The organism is Xanthomonas vesicatoria ATCC 35937, assembly GCF_001908725.1.
GTDB classification, from domain to species: domain Bacteria; phylum Pseudomonadota; class Gammaproteobacteria; order Xanthomonadales; family Xanthomonadaceae; genus Xanthomonas; species Xanthomonas vesicatoria.
This window is the reverse complement of the sequence record NZ_CP018725.1, coordinates 1,459,275-1,475,934: the sequence shown is the minus strand read 5'-3', so window position 1 is coordinate 1,475,934 and position 16,660 is coordinate 1,459,275. Positions and strand designations below refer to the sequence as shown.

The window sequence follows — 16,660 nt, the reverse complement described above, 5'->3', positions numbered from 1 at the left end:
GTTTACGACACGTCAGCGTGGTGTTGCAGATACCAATTGGCCGCACCGAGCACGCCCAGCTGTCCGTGCTCGACCAATTTGACCGGGATGCGTTCGAGCACCCCGCGCATGTTGCCCTTGTCTAAAAAGCGCGTGCCGAATGCGCTGGACGCCAGAAAGTGCCCGATCGTCGGCAGGATGCCGCCGGCCAGATAGATGCCGCCGGCAGCGCCGTAGGCCAGCGCCATGTCGCCGACCGCCTGGCCGAGCAGGGCGCAGAACACCTGCAGCGTTTCGCGCGCCAGCACGTCGTCGTCATGCAATGCCGCTTGCGTGATTGCCGCAGGCTGCTGGTGGCGTTGCGGCGAACCGTGCAGGGCACACACCGCCGCATACAGCCGCAATAGTCCCGGTCCGGACAATACGTATTCAAGCGGCAGATAGTGCCGGTTGCGCAGCAGGATATGCAGCAACTGCTGTTCGTGCGCATGCGTGCTGGCCAATGCCACCTGGCCTGCTTCGGTCGCCAGCACGATCGGGCGCGGCCTGGCATCGATCCACACCGCAGCACCCAATCCGGTACCGGGGCCGACCACCAGAATCGGCCCGGTGCTGCGCGCATGCCGCGGTGTGGGGCCGCTCAGCTGCAGCACCGCACGCGCTTCCATCTGCGGCGCCGCGCAGGCGACGGCTTCGAAGTCGTTGACCAGATGCACATTGCGCAGTTCCAACGCGGCACGCAGGCGGCCAGGCGAGATGCTCCATGGCAGGTTGTTGCTGATGAAGCTGCCATCGTCCAGCGCAACGCCGGCACTGGCGATAACGACCGTCTCGACAGGGCGCGCCTGCGGCAGGAAGTCGGCCAGGATGGCGTCCAGGCCTGCGTACTCGCCGCAGCGATATGTGCGGTAATGCGTCAGTTCGATGGCGTTGTCTGTTCGCAGCACATGCCCAAGACGCACATGCGTGCCGCCGACATCGGCAGCGATAAAGCCGGTCGCCACGGGAACAGCGGGCAGGGCAGAAGCGTGAGCAGAACGCGAGGTCGCAGCCACATGCAGTCCTTTGGTCCGTCTGATCGGCAGATGCCGTCAGCGTGTGACGGCCTGTTTAGGAGTTTGTGACAACGATATCAATGGTTCAGTCGGGTTGGATCGATCTTGGTGGCAGGCTCGAGTGCTAAATTCGGGCTGTAGAGGTCTTCTGTGCGGACTTCGTTGCGCAAAGTGGACAAGACCGCGCACTGGGCGCGTCTGCGGTTGGCACAAATGAGACGCCGCAGCGGGCTCAGCTGGTGCGCATGCCCGCGGTGACTGTGACGACGAGTCCCCGGAGACCTGCCCAATTCGGTTTCAAGACGCACCGTCGGGTACCCGCTTGGCCACCATGCGCGCCGCACGCGGGCCGAAGCGGCGATTGATCAGCGAACAGTTGCCCGTAAAGCCGTTGGCATGCCCAACGTCACCCAGCCTCACTGCCGTTACTGATCAAGCCTGCCCTTAGAAGATGACCGACGGCGAGCCAAGCGACGCGTTGCTCGCACTCACTGCAACGGCAATCACCCTTCAACGCGTCGCAGCGCTACTCGCCATGCCAGGCAATGTGCTGCAGGCGGCATTGTCAGTGGGCGGCGCTTTGGATGGATATTGCTGCTTGCCTAGCACGTACGTCTGGCTGGTGGCGACGAATCCATCCGCATAGGTGGCTTCGACGAAATAGGCGCTCCAACCGATGTCCGGAGTCTGCACTGGCACCGAGACGCTGTCGCCGCGTACAAGCGCAACCGGTGTGGCCTGATAGCGGATGCCGCAGGCGTAGCGGAAGTCGCGCGCTTGCGGGTTGGTGGCCGCCCACAGCCGCAATTGCGTTGGACGTTCCGACGAGCGGAAGTGGATCTGCGGCGCATCGCCTTCGCGCAAGGTGTCGCTCACTTTTGGTAGCGAGCGCTGTTGCTGCAGCCGCGTAATAAACGGCACCAGCGCATCGACAACCGATGTGCGGATGCCGTTGTGTGCGCTGTTGGGCACCATGCGCAAGGCCTTGCTGCCAGGCAACGCGTCATAGAAAAACCGCGTGTTGTCCGGCAGGAAAAAATCATCGCCACTGGCGTTGACGATGTACTTGGGTACCATCAGGCGCTTGCGATAAGGCGTGCGCCGATAACTCAGCGGATCCTGTAGTTGCACCAGTTGCGCGAACGCCGGGGTCTGCAATTGCGCGGTAATTCCCTGCTTGGCATAGGCGTTGAATGCAATCGGCCAGTTGCCGCCGTAGGCCCGATACATGTGGTCCAGCACGGCCGGCATATTGAGGATGTCGATCACGAACGGCACCACGGCGTCCACGCGTGGGTCGGCGATGGTGGCGTGCCAGCTGGCCCAGCCGCGTTTGGACGCACCGGCGAGAATGAAGCGATGGATCTGCAGCGGTGCAAGTTCGCGCTCGGCCAGACTCATGGTGCGCGCGATCGCCGCCGCCATCGGGACATGCAGTGGCATGATCTTGCGCTGCTGCGGCGATTGCAGGAACAGCGACCAGCTGTAGGCGACACTGTCGTCCTCGCGGCGCGGGGCGGCATCGCCACGATACTGCAACGCCTGATTGGGGATGTCGCTCAACGCGATGACCACGGTGCGGCTGCTTTGCGCCAGCGCTGCCAGCGCTTCGGGCGGCAACTCGCTGGCCGGCTGCGCCGCGCTGCCGGCAACCGGGTGACGCGTGCCGTTGGTGGAGATCAGCAACGCGCGTGTCGGCAGCGCATCGGCGGGCACATACATCGCCACGTCATGCTGCCAGGTAGCCGGGGTGACCAGTCCTTCAGGCGACCATGACTGCGACGTCAGCAGATACTCGCGCCGCTCGACCCCGGCGATGCGGCTGGTGGCGCCTCGCGTGTAGACCGGTGGCTGCTGCTCCACCGCATCGCGATAGCAGACCAGGGCCTGATCGAACCCGACCTCTGGCGCCGTGGCGCAGCGTTCGGCAGCGGTGGACGCCAGTGCCGGCCCTGCGATCAAGGCCAGCAGGGCAATTCCGCAACGTGTCATCAGGCGCATCGGCGTTCTCCGTAAGCGGCGCTGGGGGCAGCGCGATCAAGTGCCTGGCCCATGCGGACGCACGCATCGGCCGGTCGTCGGTGGCAAGTCTGGCACGTACAGCGCATGCATTGGTTGCAGTGCCCACGCTGTGCGCCGGCCAAACGAAGTCGACGTCTCTGCGAATGAAGGGTGTTCTGTTGACTCGCTAGCGTGTCGCAGAATCGCGTTTGCATGCGATGGGGTATGTGGGCAAGACCTCATCGCCTATCCGCGCGCTTGGACAAGGGCGCTAGGGTTCCCCCGCTTCGGCGGCAGATTCCCGCAGTCGGCACTGCTTGTACGGGCGAAAACATGGAAGGGCTAAAAAACGCAGCGAGCAGTCGTCAGGTGGGCATTGACTGCATGCTCTACACCGAACGCATACAACTAGCCCATGCCGACTTGGCATCGGCCACGCCCGCCCGACGGCGAGCGCAGTCTTTTTGTTGGCGGGGCTTACTTGATCCGCCGTACCTTGGCTGGCGTGTTGTAGCCCTCGATCTGCAGATACCACACGCCGACCAGGCCGGGCTTGATCTTGACCTTGGGCGTATCCTTGCGCACGCCGGAGAGGCTGGCTGCGTCGGTCTGTTCCCATTCCTGACCATTGGCCAGCATATAGACGCGGCCTTTGGAGAAGCCCTTGAATTCGCCGACGATGCTGCTTTCGATCGGCTCCTTGGTGCCGAAGTCGAAGAAGCCACGGTTCTTGACGATGATTTCCTGGCGGCCGGCTTCCTTTGCCTGTTCGACCACGACCGCGGCTTCCTTGGCCACCTTGCCCTGCAGCCAGTCGTTGAGCGCGGCCAGTTCACTGGCGTCGAGTTTGTCCAGGCCGGCAGCCTTGAACTGTTCGGCGCTCATCTGCGACTGCAGATCGCCGTGGACTGCGCGTTGCGCCAGGGCCGGGGTGGCAGTCAATGCAAGAGACAGGCAGACCAGCAGGGGAATGCGGCGCACGAGCGACATGGAAGCCATCCGACAGGAAAGAGGTGGCTAGTGTAGACGCTGTTTCGTGCCGGCCGACGCCACTCAGTCCACGCTGTCTGCGGTGGCCGATGGCGCCTGCGCAAGGCGGGCGGGGCGGCGGTAGATGAACTCCGGCGGCGATGCGGCTGCCTCGGTGTCGGCGGTTGCGCGCACCTGCGCATGGTCGGGTGAGCGTTCGCACACCGGGTCGAGCGTGGCGGCATTACCGCTGAGCGCCAGCGCCTGGCAGCGGCAACCACCCCAGTCGATCTCGCGCTTGGGGCAACCCTGGCAGACCTCGGGCATCCAGGCGGTCCCCCGAAACCGCACGAAGGCCTCACCGTTGTTCCAGATGTCGGCCAGCGAGCGCTCGCGCAGGTTGTCGAAGCGCATGCCGTCGATGGTTTCGGCCGCGTGGCACGGCAGGACGTCACCGCGGGGGGAAATATTGACAAAACGCTGCCCCCAACCGCCCATGCAGGGCTTGGGTTGGCGTGCGTAGTAATCGGGGGTGACGAAGTCGATCGCCAGACGGTCGCCGAGCTCGCGCCGCGCGGTTTCCACCACTTCGATGGTCGCCATCAGCTGCTCGCGGCTGGGCATCAGCGCAGCACGATTGCGCAGGCCCCAGCCGTAGTACTGGGTATGCGCCACTTCAATGCGCTCGGCCTGCCATTCCAACGCCAACGCAATCATGCCGGGTACGCGTTCGGCATTGTGCCGGTGCAATACTGCATTGATCGTCAGTGGCAGGTCGCGTGCGCGTACGGTCGCGGCAAAATCGCGCTTCTTCGACAGGCTGTTGCGATAGCCGGCAATGCGGTCCGCACCGGCCGGGTCCACGTCCTGCACGCTGAGCTGCACATGTTCCAGCCCGGCGGCCTGCAACTGGTCCAGCATCGGCTCGCCGCCCGCCACGCCGGAGGTGATCAGATTGCTGTATAGCCCGAGTGCGCGCGCATGCGCCACCAGCTCGGGCAGGTCCTTGCGCAACATCGGCTCGCCACCGGAAAAATGCGCCTGCAGCACGCCCATGTCGGCAGCCTGTTGCAGCAGCGAGCGCTAGCCGGCGGTGTCCATCTCCTCGCGCAGCGCGGCCAGGGCAATCGGGTTGGAGCAGTACGGGCACGCCAACGGGCAGCGGTGGGTCAGCTCCAGCAAGACCGATAGCGGCGGAGGTGCAGTCGTCGTCATACCCGCAACAGACGTTTTTGATGCAGGGTGGTGGTGAGTTCGATCACATCCACTTCGATTTCGGCGGCGTCGGCATCGAAGTCTGCGGCCAATTCCTGCGCAATCTGCGCCAGCGACCGCGCGCCATCGAAGCGCTGTGCCACCACCAGCGCAATTTCGTCCAGTTCGACCACACGTTCAGGCGCGAGCAGTACCCACTGGTCGCGTGCGCGGTCGTGCTGCAGGCGCACGCCCGCGCGCAGCGCCGGCTGACTCTCGCGGGTAATCCCGCTCATGCAGCCGCCCGGCGGGTGTCGCGCCCAGGCACGAACGCGTCCGGCCACACGATACCGGGCGTGACATAGGCCACGTGCAAGGCATCCAGCTGCGCCCACAGCACCGAGCATTTGAAATGCAGGGCGGCTTTCACCAGTTCCTGTTTTTCGACCGTATCGGCATGCTGCTTGACGTAGTCGAGTGCGAAATCCGAATCGCGCGGCGCCTCGGTCAGGCGGTGCTCGAAGTACGCCAGCGCCTCGGACGAGACGAAGTCGTAATGCTTGAGCATGCCGGCCACGCGCTGCCCGATGATGTTGGGTGCGAACAGTTCGGTGAGCGAGGAGGCAATCGCCTCAAGCAGGCTTTTTTCGCGGACGAAGTGCAGATACGCCTGCACCGCAAACCGCGTGCCGGGCAGCAAGGCACGCCCGGATTCGACCAGGCCGCGATCCAGGCCCAGCGCGTCGGTCAGATGCAGCCAACGTGCGATGCCGCCATCGGTGGCGCTATTGCCATCGTGGTCGAGGATGCGCTGGCGCCAGATCCGCCGCAGTGCCGGGTCTTCCATGCGCGCCAGGATTGCGGCGTCTTTGAGCGGAATGCAGCGCTGGTATTCGAAGCGATTCAGCGCCCAGGCCTGCACCTGGCCGCGATCGAGCTTGCCGTCGTGCAATAACGCATGAAACGGATGCTGGTCGTGATACAGGCGTGCGCCGATCGCGCGCAGATCCGCTTCCAGTTGGTCGGGGGTGAGCAGGGCGGTCACAGCGTGATCTCCAGGCCGTCGTGGGCAACGTCCCAACCGCTGGCACGCGCGCTGGCGTACTGCGGCGAGTGGATGTCGAGCACGGGATTGGTGGTGTTGATATGGATGAAAATCTTGCGTGCCACGTCTAATGGCGCGAACGCAGCAATGGTGCCGTCTGGGCCGTCGATGCTCATGTGACCCATGCGGTGGCCGGTCTTCTGGCTGACCCCAAGGGTCACCATCTCATCGTCGCGCCACAGCGTGCCGTCGAAGAACACCAGCTCGGCGCCCTGCAGGCGCGCGCGCAACGCGTCGGTCATCGCTGCACAGCCCGGGACGTAGTGCACGCGGTGCTGGCCATCGTCGATGGTGAGCCCCAGGGTTTCTTCGTTGGAGCCGGCCAGGTCGCCGTCGCTGCGCGATTCCATGAACAGTGGCACCTTGCCCGGCACCGAGAAGGGCGTCAGTTGCAGGTCGAGCAGTGGAACCGGCGTGTCCAGTGCAAATGGCTGGCGCGTCACATACTGCGGGTTGATCGCATCGAATATGGGGTTTTGCGCAAGCAGATCCAGAACGCGGCTGCTGGCATGCAGGGTGAACCGCTGGCTTTCGCGCATCGACAATAGCCCGGCGATATGATCAATTTCGCCGCTGGTCAGCAGCACTGCTTCGATCGGCGAATGTCGCAGGCCATGCTGTGGCCACAATGCGGGTGTGGCGAGAATTTGTTGGCGAAAGTCGGGGGAGGCATTGATCAGCACCCAGCGCTCGCCGTCGGCGCTGACCGCGATGCTGGCTTGGGTACGACGTTGGGCACCGTCTGTTTGGTGCCACGCCCGCAGACTTGCGGGTGTGTGGCAATTCCACTGCGGGTGCCCACCGCCGGCCGCCGATCCCAGAACGATGATGCGCATGGAACTGTTACCTACTCTTCCGGCAGCTGCCGGTCATGCATCAAAAGGAAGGGCGGCTGGTGCGCTTGAGACGTGCCGGATCAAAACTCGCCAGAGACGTAGCAGTTGATTTCGGCGCCACAGTTGACTTCACGAACGACAGGCTTCTTCCAGGTCTTCATCGGCTACCTCGCAGTGGGTGGAAAAACGCCGTCGCGGCGTAATGCAGCGATGACGTGGGCCGAGCATAGGCAGCTGGTTTATTCCAATTGTAAAGAGCTTGTAAAAAGCGCTCGCTGCGTCGCAATTAGGACGTGGCAACGAGGCGCTGTTGTCGTAGAGGGGTTCTGAATCAAGACCTTGGCGGGTGAACCGACCATAAGCGCACACCTGCCGCCAAGACCGGTTTGGGCAGGAATTGCGCGTTGTGGAGAAGGTGACGCGCACGTTACCGTAGCCATCAGACCCCAGTGATTGCCGGCCGCCGTGTCCACCGTTGTGACGAGCTCCTCATTCGAACGCCTGCAGGCCCTGTTGCAACGCCCGGCCATCGCGTCGATCGCGCCTGCAATACGCAATGCACTGGCGCAGGCTTGGCAGGATGCACCGTCCGTGGAAGCCGACGCTGTACCTTGGGCACTGCTTGCCGACACGCTGGACGTGCTGGCGTCGCTGGCAGCCGACGAGGCCACCTTGATTGCGGCATTGCTGTACGACCTACCGGCCTTGCGCGGCATGGTTGCGGGATTGCCATGGCAGCCGGTGGAGCGGCGGGTGGCGGTAGAAGGCCTGCTGGATGGCCTGGATGCGGCAGACCAGGTCTGGGCGCTGCATGCCGGGCGCGAGGCTGGGCGAAACAGCGAGGGCTTGCGGCGTCTGCTGTTGTCCATCATCCACGACTTGCGCGTGGTGCCGATCCTGCTGGCGCGGCAGCTCGCGCGTATGCGGGTCGCCGACCGCCTCAGCGAGGAGCAGCGCCGCGCGCTGGCCCAGCTCACCCGCGACATCCATGCGCCCCTGGCCAACCGGCTGGGCATCTGGCAGGTGAAGTGGGAGCTGGAGGACCTGGCTTTCCGGCATCTGGAACCGGACACCTACCGCCGCATCGCACGCGAAGTGGACGAAACCCGGGTGGCGCGCGAGCGCTATATCGAGGCGGTCAAGCGCGCCTTGTCGAGCGCATTGGCCGGGCAGGGCCTGCGCGCAGAGGTCAGCGGGCGACCGAAGCATATCTACAGCATCTGGCGGAAGATGCAGAAAAAGCGGCTGTCGTTCGACCAGTTGTACGACGTGCGCGCGATACGCGTCATGGTCGACGACGTGGCTGCCTGCTACGCGGCCTTGGGTGCGGTGCATTCGCTGTGGGCACCGGTGCCGAGCGAGTTCGACGATTACATCGCCCGGCCCAAGGCCAACGACTACCGGTCGCTGCATACCGCCGTGGTCGGCCCGGAAGGGCGCACGATCGAGATCCAGATCCGCACCCACGAGATGCATGCCCAAGCCGAGCTCGGCGTGGCCGCGCACTGGAAGTACAAGGAAGGCGGAAAGGGCGGCGAAAAAGCCTTCGACCGCAAGATCCTGTGGATGCGCCAATTGCTGGAACAGGTGCAGGAAGGCGACCACGGCGAGCTGGCCGGTGCGCTGGACGCCGAGCTGATCGAAGACCGCGTGTATGCGCTGACGCCCAAGGGCGAGGTGATCGATCTGCCGCAAGGCGCCACCCCTTTGGATTTTGCGTACCACGTGCACACCATGGTCGGCCATCGCTGCCGTGGTGCGCGGGTCAACGACCGCATCGTGCCGCTGACCTACCGGCTGCGCAGCGGCGACCGCGTGGAGATCATGACCGCCAAGGAAGCCGACCCGCGTCGCGACTGGCTGCTGGCGTCCAACGGGTTTCTGGCCAGCGGGCGCTCGCGCGACAAGGTCCGCGCCTGGTTCCACAAGCTCGACCGCGCGCGCAACGTGCAGGCCGGCAAGGACTTGCTCGATCGCGAGCTCAAGCGTCTGGGCCTGCAGCATGCCGACCTGAGCGTGGCGACGCGCAAGTTCCACGCTGAAAACGTCGACGATCTGTATATCCAGGTGGCGCTGGGCGATACCGGGCCGAACCAGGTCAGCCGTGCGGCGCTGGAAGCCGAGCGCGCCGCCTCGCAACCTGCGGTGCCGGCACCACCGCGACCCACCGCGCGTCGCGAAGGCCTGGGCAAATCCAAGTTCACCGTGCAGGGCGTGGGGAATTTGCTGGTGCAACTGGCGAGGTGCTGCCAGCCGGTGGCCGGCGAGCCGATTGCCGGCTACCTCACTCGCGGCCGTGGCATTACCGTGCATCGCACCGACTGTGCAGCGTTGGCGCGGCTGGCGGCCGCCCACCCGCAACGCGTGTTGCCGGTGGAGTGGGGCAAGGCCGGCAGCGGCTATGAAGTGGATGTGCAGGTGCGCGCGGTGGACCGCCGCTGGCTGCTCAAGGACATCACCAACCTGATCGCGCAGGAAGATGCGCACGTGCTGGAAATCAACAGCGACAACGTGCGCGACACCGGCAGGGCGCAGCTGCGGCTGCGGCTCAAGGTCAGCGACTACGACCAGCTGTCTGCGCTGCTCGGCAAGCTGGATGCCTTGCCCGGCGTGAATGAGGTGCGGCGACTGGGCTGAGTGCGATCAAGCCGCGTCGCGCGCTGCTGGCCGGCAATGCCGCTGGTTGGGGGCGCGCGCGGCATCGGCTGATGCTTGGCGTGCTGCGCTCCTGGCGCCGTTTGTGGCTGCAGCGCTACTGCTTATCTCTCCGCCATACCAGGCGTTTTGCGGGCGCTCCACGAGTCACCGATTCACCAGGCTAGACCCGTCCGGGCAACGCACCAGCCCTAGTCAACGGCCGGCTGGGCCAGTCCCGACTTCCGACTCCTCCGGTCCCGCCTCCGCCCACACACTCTTCGCAACACGGCCCGCTACCATACGCTCGTGAACGCGTCCCCGTCAGGTCGCGCCAAGGATGGACGCCACCGCATGTTTCCCCTGCCGCGCTGGGTCAGGTCGCCGCGCCTCTGGGCGCCGTTGCGCAGCCGTGCGCTGTGGCGCGTGGTGCTGGTGCTGGCCGCCTGTCTGCTGTTGAGCGTCATCGCGCTGCGCAAACCGCTGGGTGATTTGCTATGGCCCGATACCCGCAGCCAGCAACTGCTGCAACGTGGCGATGCCGCGTTGTCGCGCGGCAAGCTGAGTGCCGCCGACGGCAGCGGCGCCCGCGAACTGTTCACCGCGGCGCTTGCGTTGGATAACGATCGCGCCGAGGCACGTGCCGGCTTGGCGCGGACCGGTGTTGCCGCCGTAGTGCAGGCACGTGCCGCCATCGCGGCTGGCGATGCCGCCGCTGCGCAGCGCACGCTGGCATTGGCCACTGCACTGGAGGTGCCGCAGGCGCAGATCGCGCCGGTCGCGCTGCGGCTGCGTCAATTGCAGGCGCGCCGCGCTGGGCTGGATGCCTTGCTGGCGCAAGCCGCCGCCGCCCAGCAGCAAGGCCGCCTAGATGGCACACCCGACAGCGCGTTGCCGCTGTATCAGCGCATCCTGACCCTGGCGCCTGACCGCACCGACGCATTGGAAGGGCGCGAAGATGCCCTGACCGATCTGTTGGCGCAGGCGCGTCATGCGCTGGCGCGAGACGCACTCGGCGAGGCGGCGGCCTTGCTCGCCGCAGCCAAGCGCTACGATGCCGGGCATGCCGATGTGCCATTGACCGAAGGGCACTATCACCGTGCGCTGGATCAGCGCCGACAACGCGCCGAGGCATTACTGCGGCGGGGCCGGCTAGCCCCGGCGGCACGCGATTTCAACGCAGTGCTGGCGGCCGAGCCGGACGATGTCGGCGCGCAGCACGGGCTGGAACGGGTGACCAGCGAATACGCCGCACAGGCAGGTCGGCAGGCCGCAGACTTTCAATTCGATGCGGCGATGCAGTCGCTGCAACAGGCGCAAGCGCTGGTGCCGGGCACCGCGGCCATCGCCCAGGCCGAGCAGGCCATCGCCCGCGCCCGCGATGCCCAGCGCGGCCCGGAAACCGGCCTGTCGCGCGGCGTTCGCGAGCGCCGTTTGCGCGCACTGCTGCAACGGGTTGCCGACGCCGAGGCGCGTCAGCAATGGATGACGCCACCGGGTGCCAGCGCATACGACGCAGTGCGCGCGGCACAGGCGCTGGCACCACGCGATCCACGCGTGCTGCAGGCCGCCGCGCGTGTGGTGCCGGCGAGCCAGCGCTGTTTCGAAGACGAACTGCGCAACAACCGGCTGCGTGCCGCGCGCGGCTGCCTGGATGCCTGGCAGGCACTGACACCGAATGGCGATGCGTTGGCCGGCGCGCGCCGACGTCTTGCGCAACGCTGGGTTGCGGTTGGTAGCGAGCGCCTGGGCCAGGAGGATGCAGTGTTTGCGCGACGTGCGCAGGACGAAGCGCGTCAACTGGACCCCGGCTTGCCGGAACTGGCCGAATTCACGCGCCGGGTCAAGGCGGTCGCAGAGCAGCGCTAGGGACTATCTGCGCCAACGGGTGCTTTCTTCTCCATCGGGAGAAGGTGCCCAACGAGGAAAAGAGCGGATGAGGCTACGAACGAGCCTCGCGATCCATGTGCGCATTCGTTGTTGCGGTAAGCAAATACTACGAACTAACGCATCCTGCGCGCCAAGAGATCCATGCAGCCCGCAATACTCTGCGTCGTACGAATGCACCCGTTCGAGCCGCAACAAACCCGTCAGTCACCAGGAGCGTCAGCTCATCCGGCGATAAACAACTCGCGGACGGTTGCGCGCGCTGCGTCCAGCGAGAAGTGTTCGGCCACGTTGCGCAGGCCGTTGTCGGCCAGCGTCTGCCATCGCGCCGCATCCTGATACAGCTGCACGATGGCGTTGGCAAAGGCGTCGGCGGCGTCGGCCACGCAGACATCCTCGCCATCGCGCAGATGCATGCCTTCCACGGCGCAGGTGGTGCCGACCACCGGTTGACCATGCGCCATGCTCAAGTTGATCTTGCCCTTGACCCCGGCGCCGAAGCGCAACGGGGCAACCGCAATACGCGCGCTGTCCATGAACGGCACCAGATCCGGCACATGGCCATGCAGGCGCACGCCGGGGCATTCGTCCGCAAGCAGCTTCAATGCCTCCGGCAGATCCGCACCGATGCAATGAAATTCCACGTCCGGCAGCTGCGCGCGTACCTGCGGGAAAATCGCGCTGATGAACCACTGCACCGCATCCACGTTGGGCGGATGCCGGAAGCCGCCCACGAACACCAGATCGCGGCGTTGCGCGAAGCTGTGGCCGCTGCCGGCGACCTCGTGCAGGTTGGACAGCAGGGCGGTGCGGATCTGCGGCGCATCCGCGCGCAGTTGCGCCTGTTCGGCGGCAGACACCAGCAGGGTGACGTCGGTGGCCGCCATGATCTCCAGCTCGCGTACCCGGGTGCGTTCGGCGCTGCGCAGCAGATTGGCATCGCCGGCGAGCTCGGCGCCGCGGCGCTCGCGCAGGTAGTGCAGGTCGACGGTGTCGAACAGGGTGCGTGCCTGCGGGGCGTACTGCTTCAACAGCGGCAGGCAGGCGTGGGCAACGTGATGGCGCACCAGCAGCACCACCGCAAAACGCGGGCCGTGCGTGCGCAACCAGCTGCCGATACCGTCCAGGAACGGCGCGTACCAGACCTCCACGCCCAGTTGCTGCAGCGCCCGGGTGTGGCGGCCGGCATGTTCGCGCCGGGTCGGCACGAACACCACATGCGCGCCTTCTTCGCGCAACAGCCGGATCAGATTGAATTGCCGCAGCGAGCCGGAATCGCGATCCGGCTGCGGCACGCATTCGTCCAGGATCAGCACCTGGCGTTGCCCGCGATGCAGCTGCGCCGGGCCGGGCACCGTGCCGACCGGCAACTGCGTCGCCAGCGCCTGCTGCCATTTTTCCGCGAAAACGGCCTGATTGCGCACCTGATAGGCCTTCACCCCGGTGCGTGTGTCGGTGCCGTTGCTGGTGCCTTCGTCATGCACCACCACGCTGGCCGGCTGCACCAGGACCTGATGCCCGGCGGCGCGTACCGCAAAGGCCAGGTCGGTGTCTTCGTAATAGGCGGGCATGTAGCGCCGATCCAGCCCACCCAGGGTCGTCAGCAACAGCGCCCGCGGCAGCGCAATCGCCGCGCCCGAGCAGTAGTCCATCGCGCGGACATAGGCATAACGCGGGTCGTCGGCCGACTCGAAGCGGCCGTAGCTCCAGGCGCTGCCGTCGCCGAAGACCACGCCGCCGGATTCCTGCAGGCGCCCGTCCGGGTACACCAGTTGCGCGCCGACCAGGCCGGCGTTCGGATACGCGACAAACGTGTCGATCAGCCGATCCAGCCAGCCGGGCTGCGGGATGGTGTCGTTGTTGAGCAATACCACGTACTCGCCCCGTGCCAGCGCGATCCCGTCGTTGCAGGCAGCGATGAAGCCGCCGTTGCTGGCGCGCAGGTGGTACTGCAGGCCGGCAATCTGCGGCAGCTCCACGGCCGTGGCATCGCTGCTGCCGTCGTCCACCACGATGATCTCCACCTCCAGCTGCGGCGGATGCGCAGCCAGCGCACGCAGACAGGCCAGGGTATGGGCGATGTGGTTGTAGACCGGGATCACCACCGTCACGCGCGGCGCGGCGCTGTGGGGCACCGCAAATGCGGCAAACGGCGCGGCATCGGGCAGCCATAGCGGTGTGCCGAGCGCGACCGGCGGTGCCTGGGTGTGCACGCGAATGCGCTGCCAGGTGGCACGCCACCCGCGTGTGCGCATGCTGGCCACGCTGCGGTGGATCAGGCCGAGCACGCGATTGAACAGATAGCGCGCATCGGCCAGGGACATCGACATTGCGTTGAAACTCCAGCGTAGAGACGGATGAACTGGTGAGCGGGTGGTGCGATGGCGCAGCCGGCGGACAGCCGCAGCCAGTGTAGCGAGGGGCGCTCGCCGCGCCGACACGGGCCACCGTGAGCGCGGACGTTTTGTTAGCCGCGCTTAAGTCGGCAGGACCAGCAAGCCGCAACCGTGACAGCGCTGCGCTAGACTCGCCGGACTCTACATTCTCGCATTCCCGTGCCCCGACGCTACGACCACGACGATTCCGACGACTTTCAGGACGACTCCAACGCGCAAGGCTCCCGCTGGCAACGCAGGCTGATTGTCTGGGGATTTGCTGCGATTGCGCTGGCGCTCGGTTTCCTGATCCCCTACACGGTGTATCTGAACAAGCAGGTCACGCAACGCTTCGGCGAGCTGCGTTGGCAGATCCCGACGCGCGTGTACGGGCGTCCGCTGGTGCTGGTGCCCGGCAATGCGCTGGATGCAGCGACGCTCAAGACCGAACTCGATGCGGCGTCTTACCGCGACGACAGCCAGGCCAAGCTGGCGGGTACGTATCAGCAAGAGGGCAGCCGCTTCACCATCGCCAGCCGTGGCTATAACGATGTGGACGGGCGCGTACCTGCACGACGTATCGAGGTCAGTCTGGCCGGTGGTCGCGTGGCGAGCCTGCGCGATGCGGCCGACCGCAAGACGCTCAAGAGCGCGCGACTGGACCCGGCACGTATCGCCACGTTGTATGGGCAGAAGCAGGAAGAGCGCCGCCTGGTTCGGATGGAGGAAGTGCCGGAACTGCTGGTAACCGGCTTGCAGGCGGTGGAAGACCGCGACTTCAACAGCCATCACGGCATCGATCTGAGCGGCATGGTGCGTGCGGCCTGGATCATGGTGCGCTCCGGCGGCCAGGTCCGTCAGGGCGCCAGCACCTTGACCCAGCAGCTGGCGCGCAGCGGCCTGCTCGGCATCGGCAAGGAACAGACGTTTACGCGCAAATTCAACGAGATTCTGTACGCGGTGATCATGGAGGCGCGCTACGACAAGCGCACCATCCTGGAGGCCTACCTCAATCAGGTCTATCTGGGTCAGCGCGGCGGGCAGGCCATCCACGGCGTGTCTTCGGGGGCGGAACTGTGGTTCGGTCGCGAGCTCAATTCGATGACCACCGAGCAGATCGCGTTGCTGATCGGGTTGGTCAAGGGGCCGTCGTATTACGATCCGCGGCGCAACCCGGAGCGTGCGCTGGATCGGCGCAACTTCGTGCTGGGCAAGCTGCACGAGAATCAGCTGATCGACGATGCCGAGTACAAGCGCGCGCTGGCCGCGCCGCTGGGCGTACCCACCGAACCGGGTCTGGTTGCCGCCAACCGCTTCCCGGCCTATGTGGATCTGGTGCGCCGGCAGCTGGCCCACGATTATCCCGAAGGCGTGCTGCAAGGCGCCGGCATGAGCGTGCTCACCGGCATGTCGCCATCCGCGCAGGCCTACGCCGAAGGCGCGGTGACCGGCACCATCAAGCGGCTGGACAACAAGAAGCGTCCGCCGCTGCAGGCCGGCCTGGTGTTGACCGACGTGCATAACGGCGATGTGCTGGCGGTCGTCGGCAGCCGCGATGTGGCCAAGCCTGGCTTCAATCGCGCAGTCGAAGCGCAGCGGCAGGTGGGCTCGTTGCTCAAGCCATTCGTCTACCTGCTGGCGCTGGCGTCGCCGGACCGCTGGGCGCTGTCCAGTTGGGTCGACGATGCACCGGTGACGGTGCAGCTGAGCCGGGGCAAGACCTGGTCGCCAGGCAATTCCGACAACCGCAGCCATGGCACGGTAAGGCTGATCGATGCGCTGGCGCATTCGTACAACCAAGCCACGGTGCGGGTGGGTATGCAGGTGGGCGCCGATCGCGTCGCGCAATTGATCCAGGTGCTGGCCGGCATCAAGGCCGACCCCAATCCTTCGCTGATCCTGGGTGCCACCGACCAGAGCCCGTACGGCATGGCGCAGCTGTACCAGTTCCTGGCCGCCGGTGGCGAGATCCAGCCGCTACATGCGGTGCGTGGCGTGCTCGACCCGCAGGGCAAGTTGCTCAAGCGCTACGACAAGACCCCGGCACCGGCGCAGGAAGGCGATTCGGTGGCGGCCAACCTGATCAGCGTCGCCCTGCAGCAGGTGGTCAGCGGCGGTACCGCGCGGCAGCTGCTGGGCGACGGTCTTGGGCGCCTTTCGCCGGCCGGCAAGACCGGCACCTCCAACGATGGCCGCGACAGCTGGTATGCCGGCTACACCGGGGACCATCTGGCGGTGATCTGGATGGGGAACGACCAGAACGAAGAGACTGGCCTGTACGGTGCCACCGGCGCGATGCGGGTGTGGTCGAGCATCTTCGCGCGTCTGCCCAGCGCACCGCTGAAGGTGAGCGGCAAGGGCCTGGACTGGCAGTGGGTCGATGCGGCCGGCACCGGCGTCACTGATCCTGCCTGCCCGGGCGCCCGCCAGTTCCCGTTTGTGGTCGGCTTCACCCCGGCGTTTGCACCGTGTGCCGGCAATGCGCCCTCCATCGAAGGCGTGCCGGAGGAAGCATCCGCACCCGCCGAGCAGTCCAGCGGCGGCGGCTGGCGGCGTTTCTTCGGGTTGGAAAAGAAGCCGGAAGAACCCGCACCCGCGCCTACGTCGGCGCCCCCTGCACATTGA

Annotated in this window: 11 protein-coding genes and 1 pseudogene; 3 read left to right on the top strand and 9 right to left on the bottom strand. The window is 65.9% G+C overall.

The features are described from left to right. Window positions 1-2: 2 nt before the first annotated feature. The 8 genes and pseudogenes from BJD12_RS06430 to pqqA all read right to left on the bottom strand — a co-directional run bounded on the left by BJD12_RS06430 (window position 3) and on the right by pqqA (window position 7,300). Entirely contained in the window at window positions 3-1,034 is a 1,032-nt protein-coding gene (locus BJD12_RS06430; protein ID WP_042827623.1) for a glucokinase family protein, read from the bottom strand. 510 nt (window positions 1,035-1,544) lie between these two features. Then, window positions 1,545-3,035, bottom strand: a complete 1,491-nt coding sequence (locus BJD12_RS06425; RefSeq protein WP_005988676.1) for a PhoPQ-activated pathogenicity-related family protein — start codon at window positions 3,033-3,035, stop codon at window positions 1,545-1,547. A gap of 477 nt (window positions 3,036-3,512) precedes the next feature. Then, window positions 3,513-4,025 (bottom strand): hypothetical protein, encoded by a 513-nt coding sequence (locus BJD12_RS06420; protein WP_005988674.1) that lies wholly within the window; start codon window positions 4,023-4,025, stop codon window positions 3,513-3,515. A gap of 63 nt (window positions 4,026-4,088) precedes the next feature. Continuing rightward, a pseudogene (pqqE, locus tag BJD12_RS06415) lies at window positions 4,089-5,219 on the bottom strand (pyrroloquinoline quinone biosynthesis protein PqqE). Continuing rightward, window positions 5,216-5,494 (bottom strand): pyrroloquinoline quinone biosynthesis peptide chaperone PqqD, encoded by a 279-nt coding sequence (pqqD, locus tag BJD12_RS06410; RefSeq protein WP_005988668.1) that lies wholly within the window; start codon window positions 5,492-5,494, stop codon window positions 5,216-5,218. Before pqqD ends, pqqE begins: the two are co-directional and overlap by 4 nt. Beyond that, complete coding sequence (gene pqqC, locus BJD12_RS06405) at window positions 5,491-6,243, bottom strand: pyrroloquinoline-quinone synthase PqqC (protein WP_005988666.1); 753 nt, start codon at window positions 6,241-6,243, stop codon at window positions 5,491-5,493. The genes pqqD and pqqC overlap by 4 nt, the downstream gene beginning before the upstream one ends. Further along, window positions 6,240-7,139 (bottom strand): pyrroloquinoline quinone biosynthesis protein PqqB, encoded by a 900-nt coding sequence (gene pqqB / locus BJD12_RS06400; protein ID WP_005988663.1) that lies wholly within the window; start codon window positions 7,137-7,139, stop codon window positions 6,240-6,242. The genes pqqC and pqqB overlap by 4 nt, the downstream gene beginning before the upstream one ends. Window positions 7,140-7,219: 80 nt before the next feature. Next, on the bottom strand, window positions 7,220-7,300 hold the full coding sequence (gene pqqA, locus BJD12_RS06395; protein WP_002812057.1) for a pyrroloquinoline quinone precursor peptide PqqA: 81 nt from the start codon (window positions 7,298-7,300) through the stop codon (window positions 7,220-7,222). A 292-nt stretch (window positions 7,301-7,592) separates the two neighbouring features. Here pqqA and BJD12_RS06390 point away from each other — a divergent pair, with 292 nt between their 5' ends. Further along, on the top strand, window positions 7,593-9,776 hold the full coding sequence (locus tag BJD12_RS06390; RefSeq protein ID WP_005988661.1) for a RelA/SpoT family protein: 2,184 nt from the start codon (window positions 7,593-7,595) through the stop codon (window positions 9,774-9,776). A 351-nt stretch (window positions 9,777-10,127) separates the two neighbouring features. Then, a complete protein-coding gene (locus BJD12_RS24540; protein ID WP_005988660.1) occupies window positions 10,128-11,642 on the top strand; it encodes a hypothetical protein in 1,515 nt (504 codons plus the stop codon). Window positions 11,643-11,884: 242 nt separating this feature from the next. On the opposite strand, the gene BJD12_RS06380 is transcribed toward BJD12_RS24540, so the two are convergent. Beyond that, on the bottom strand, window positions 11,885-13,990 hold the full coding sequence (locus BJD12_RS06380; protein WP_005988658.1) for a glycosyltransferase: 2,106 nt from the start codon (window positions 13,988-13,990) through the stop codon (window positions 11,885-11,887). 225 nt (window positions 13,991-14,215) lie between these two features. Here BJD12_RS06380 and mrcB point away from each other — a divergent pair, with 225 nt between their 5' ends. Next, window positions 14,216-16,660 (top strand): penicillin-binding protein 1B, encoded by a 2,445-nt coding sequence (gene mrcB, locus BJD12_RS06375; protein ID WP_005988656.1) that lies wholly within the window; start codon window positions 14,216-14,218, stop codon window positions 16,658-16,660.

Excerpts from the sequence above, each read along its gene's own strand:
- BJD12_RS06425 (WP_005988676.1), bottom strand. The coding sequence starts at position 3,035 with ATGCGCCTGATGACACGTTGCGGAATTGCCCTGCTGGCCTTGATCGCA.
- BJD12_RS06420 (WP_005988674.1), bottom strand. The coding sequence starts at position 4,025 with ATGTCGCTCGTGCGCCGCATTCCCCTGCTGGTCTGCCTGTCTCTTGCA.
- pqqD (WP_005988668.1), bottom strand. The coding sequence starts at position 5,494 with ATGAGCGGGATTACCCGCGAGAGTCAGCCGGCGCTGCGCGCGGGCGTG.
- pqqB (WP_005988663.1), bottom strand. The coding sequence starts at position 7,139 with ATGCGCATCATCGTTCTGGGATCGGCGGCCGGCGGTGGGCACCCGCAG.
- pqqA (WP_002812057.1), bottom strand. The coding sequence starts at position 7,300 with ATGAAGACCTGGAAGAAGCCTGTCGTTCGTGAAGTCAACTGTGGCGCC.
- BJD12_RS24540 (WP_005988660.1), top strand. The coding sequence starts at position 10,128 with ATGTTTCCCCTGCCGCGCTGGGTCAGGTCGCCGCGCCTCTGGGCGCCG.
- BJD12_RS06380 (WP_005988658.1), bottom strand. The coding sequence starts at position 13,990 with ATGTCGATGTCCCTGGCCGATGCGCGCTATCTGTTCAATCGCGTGCTC.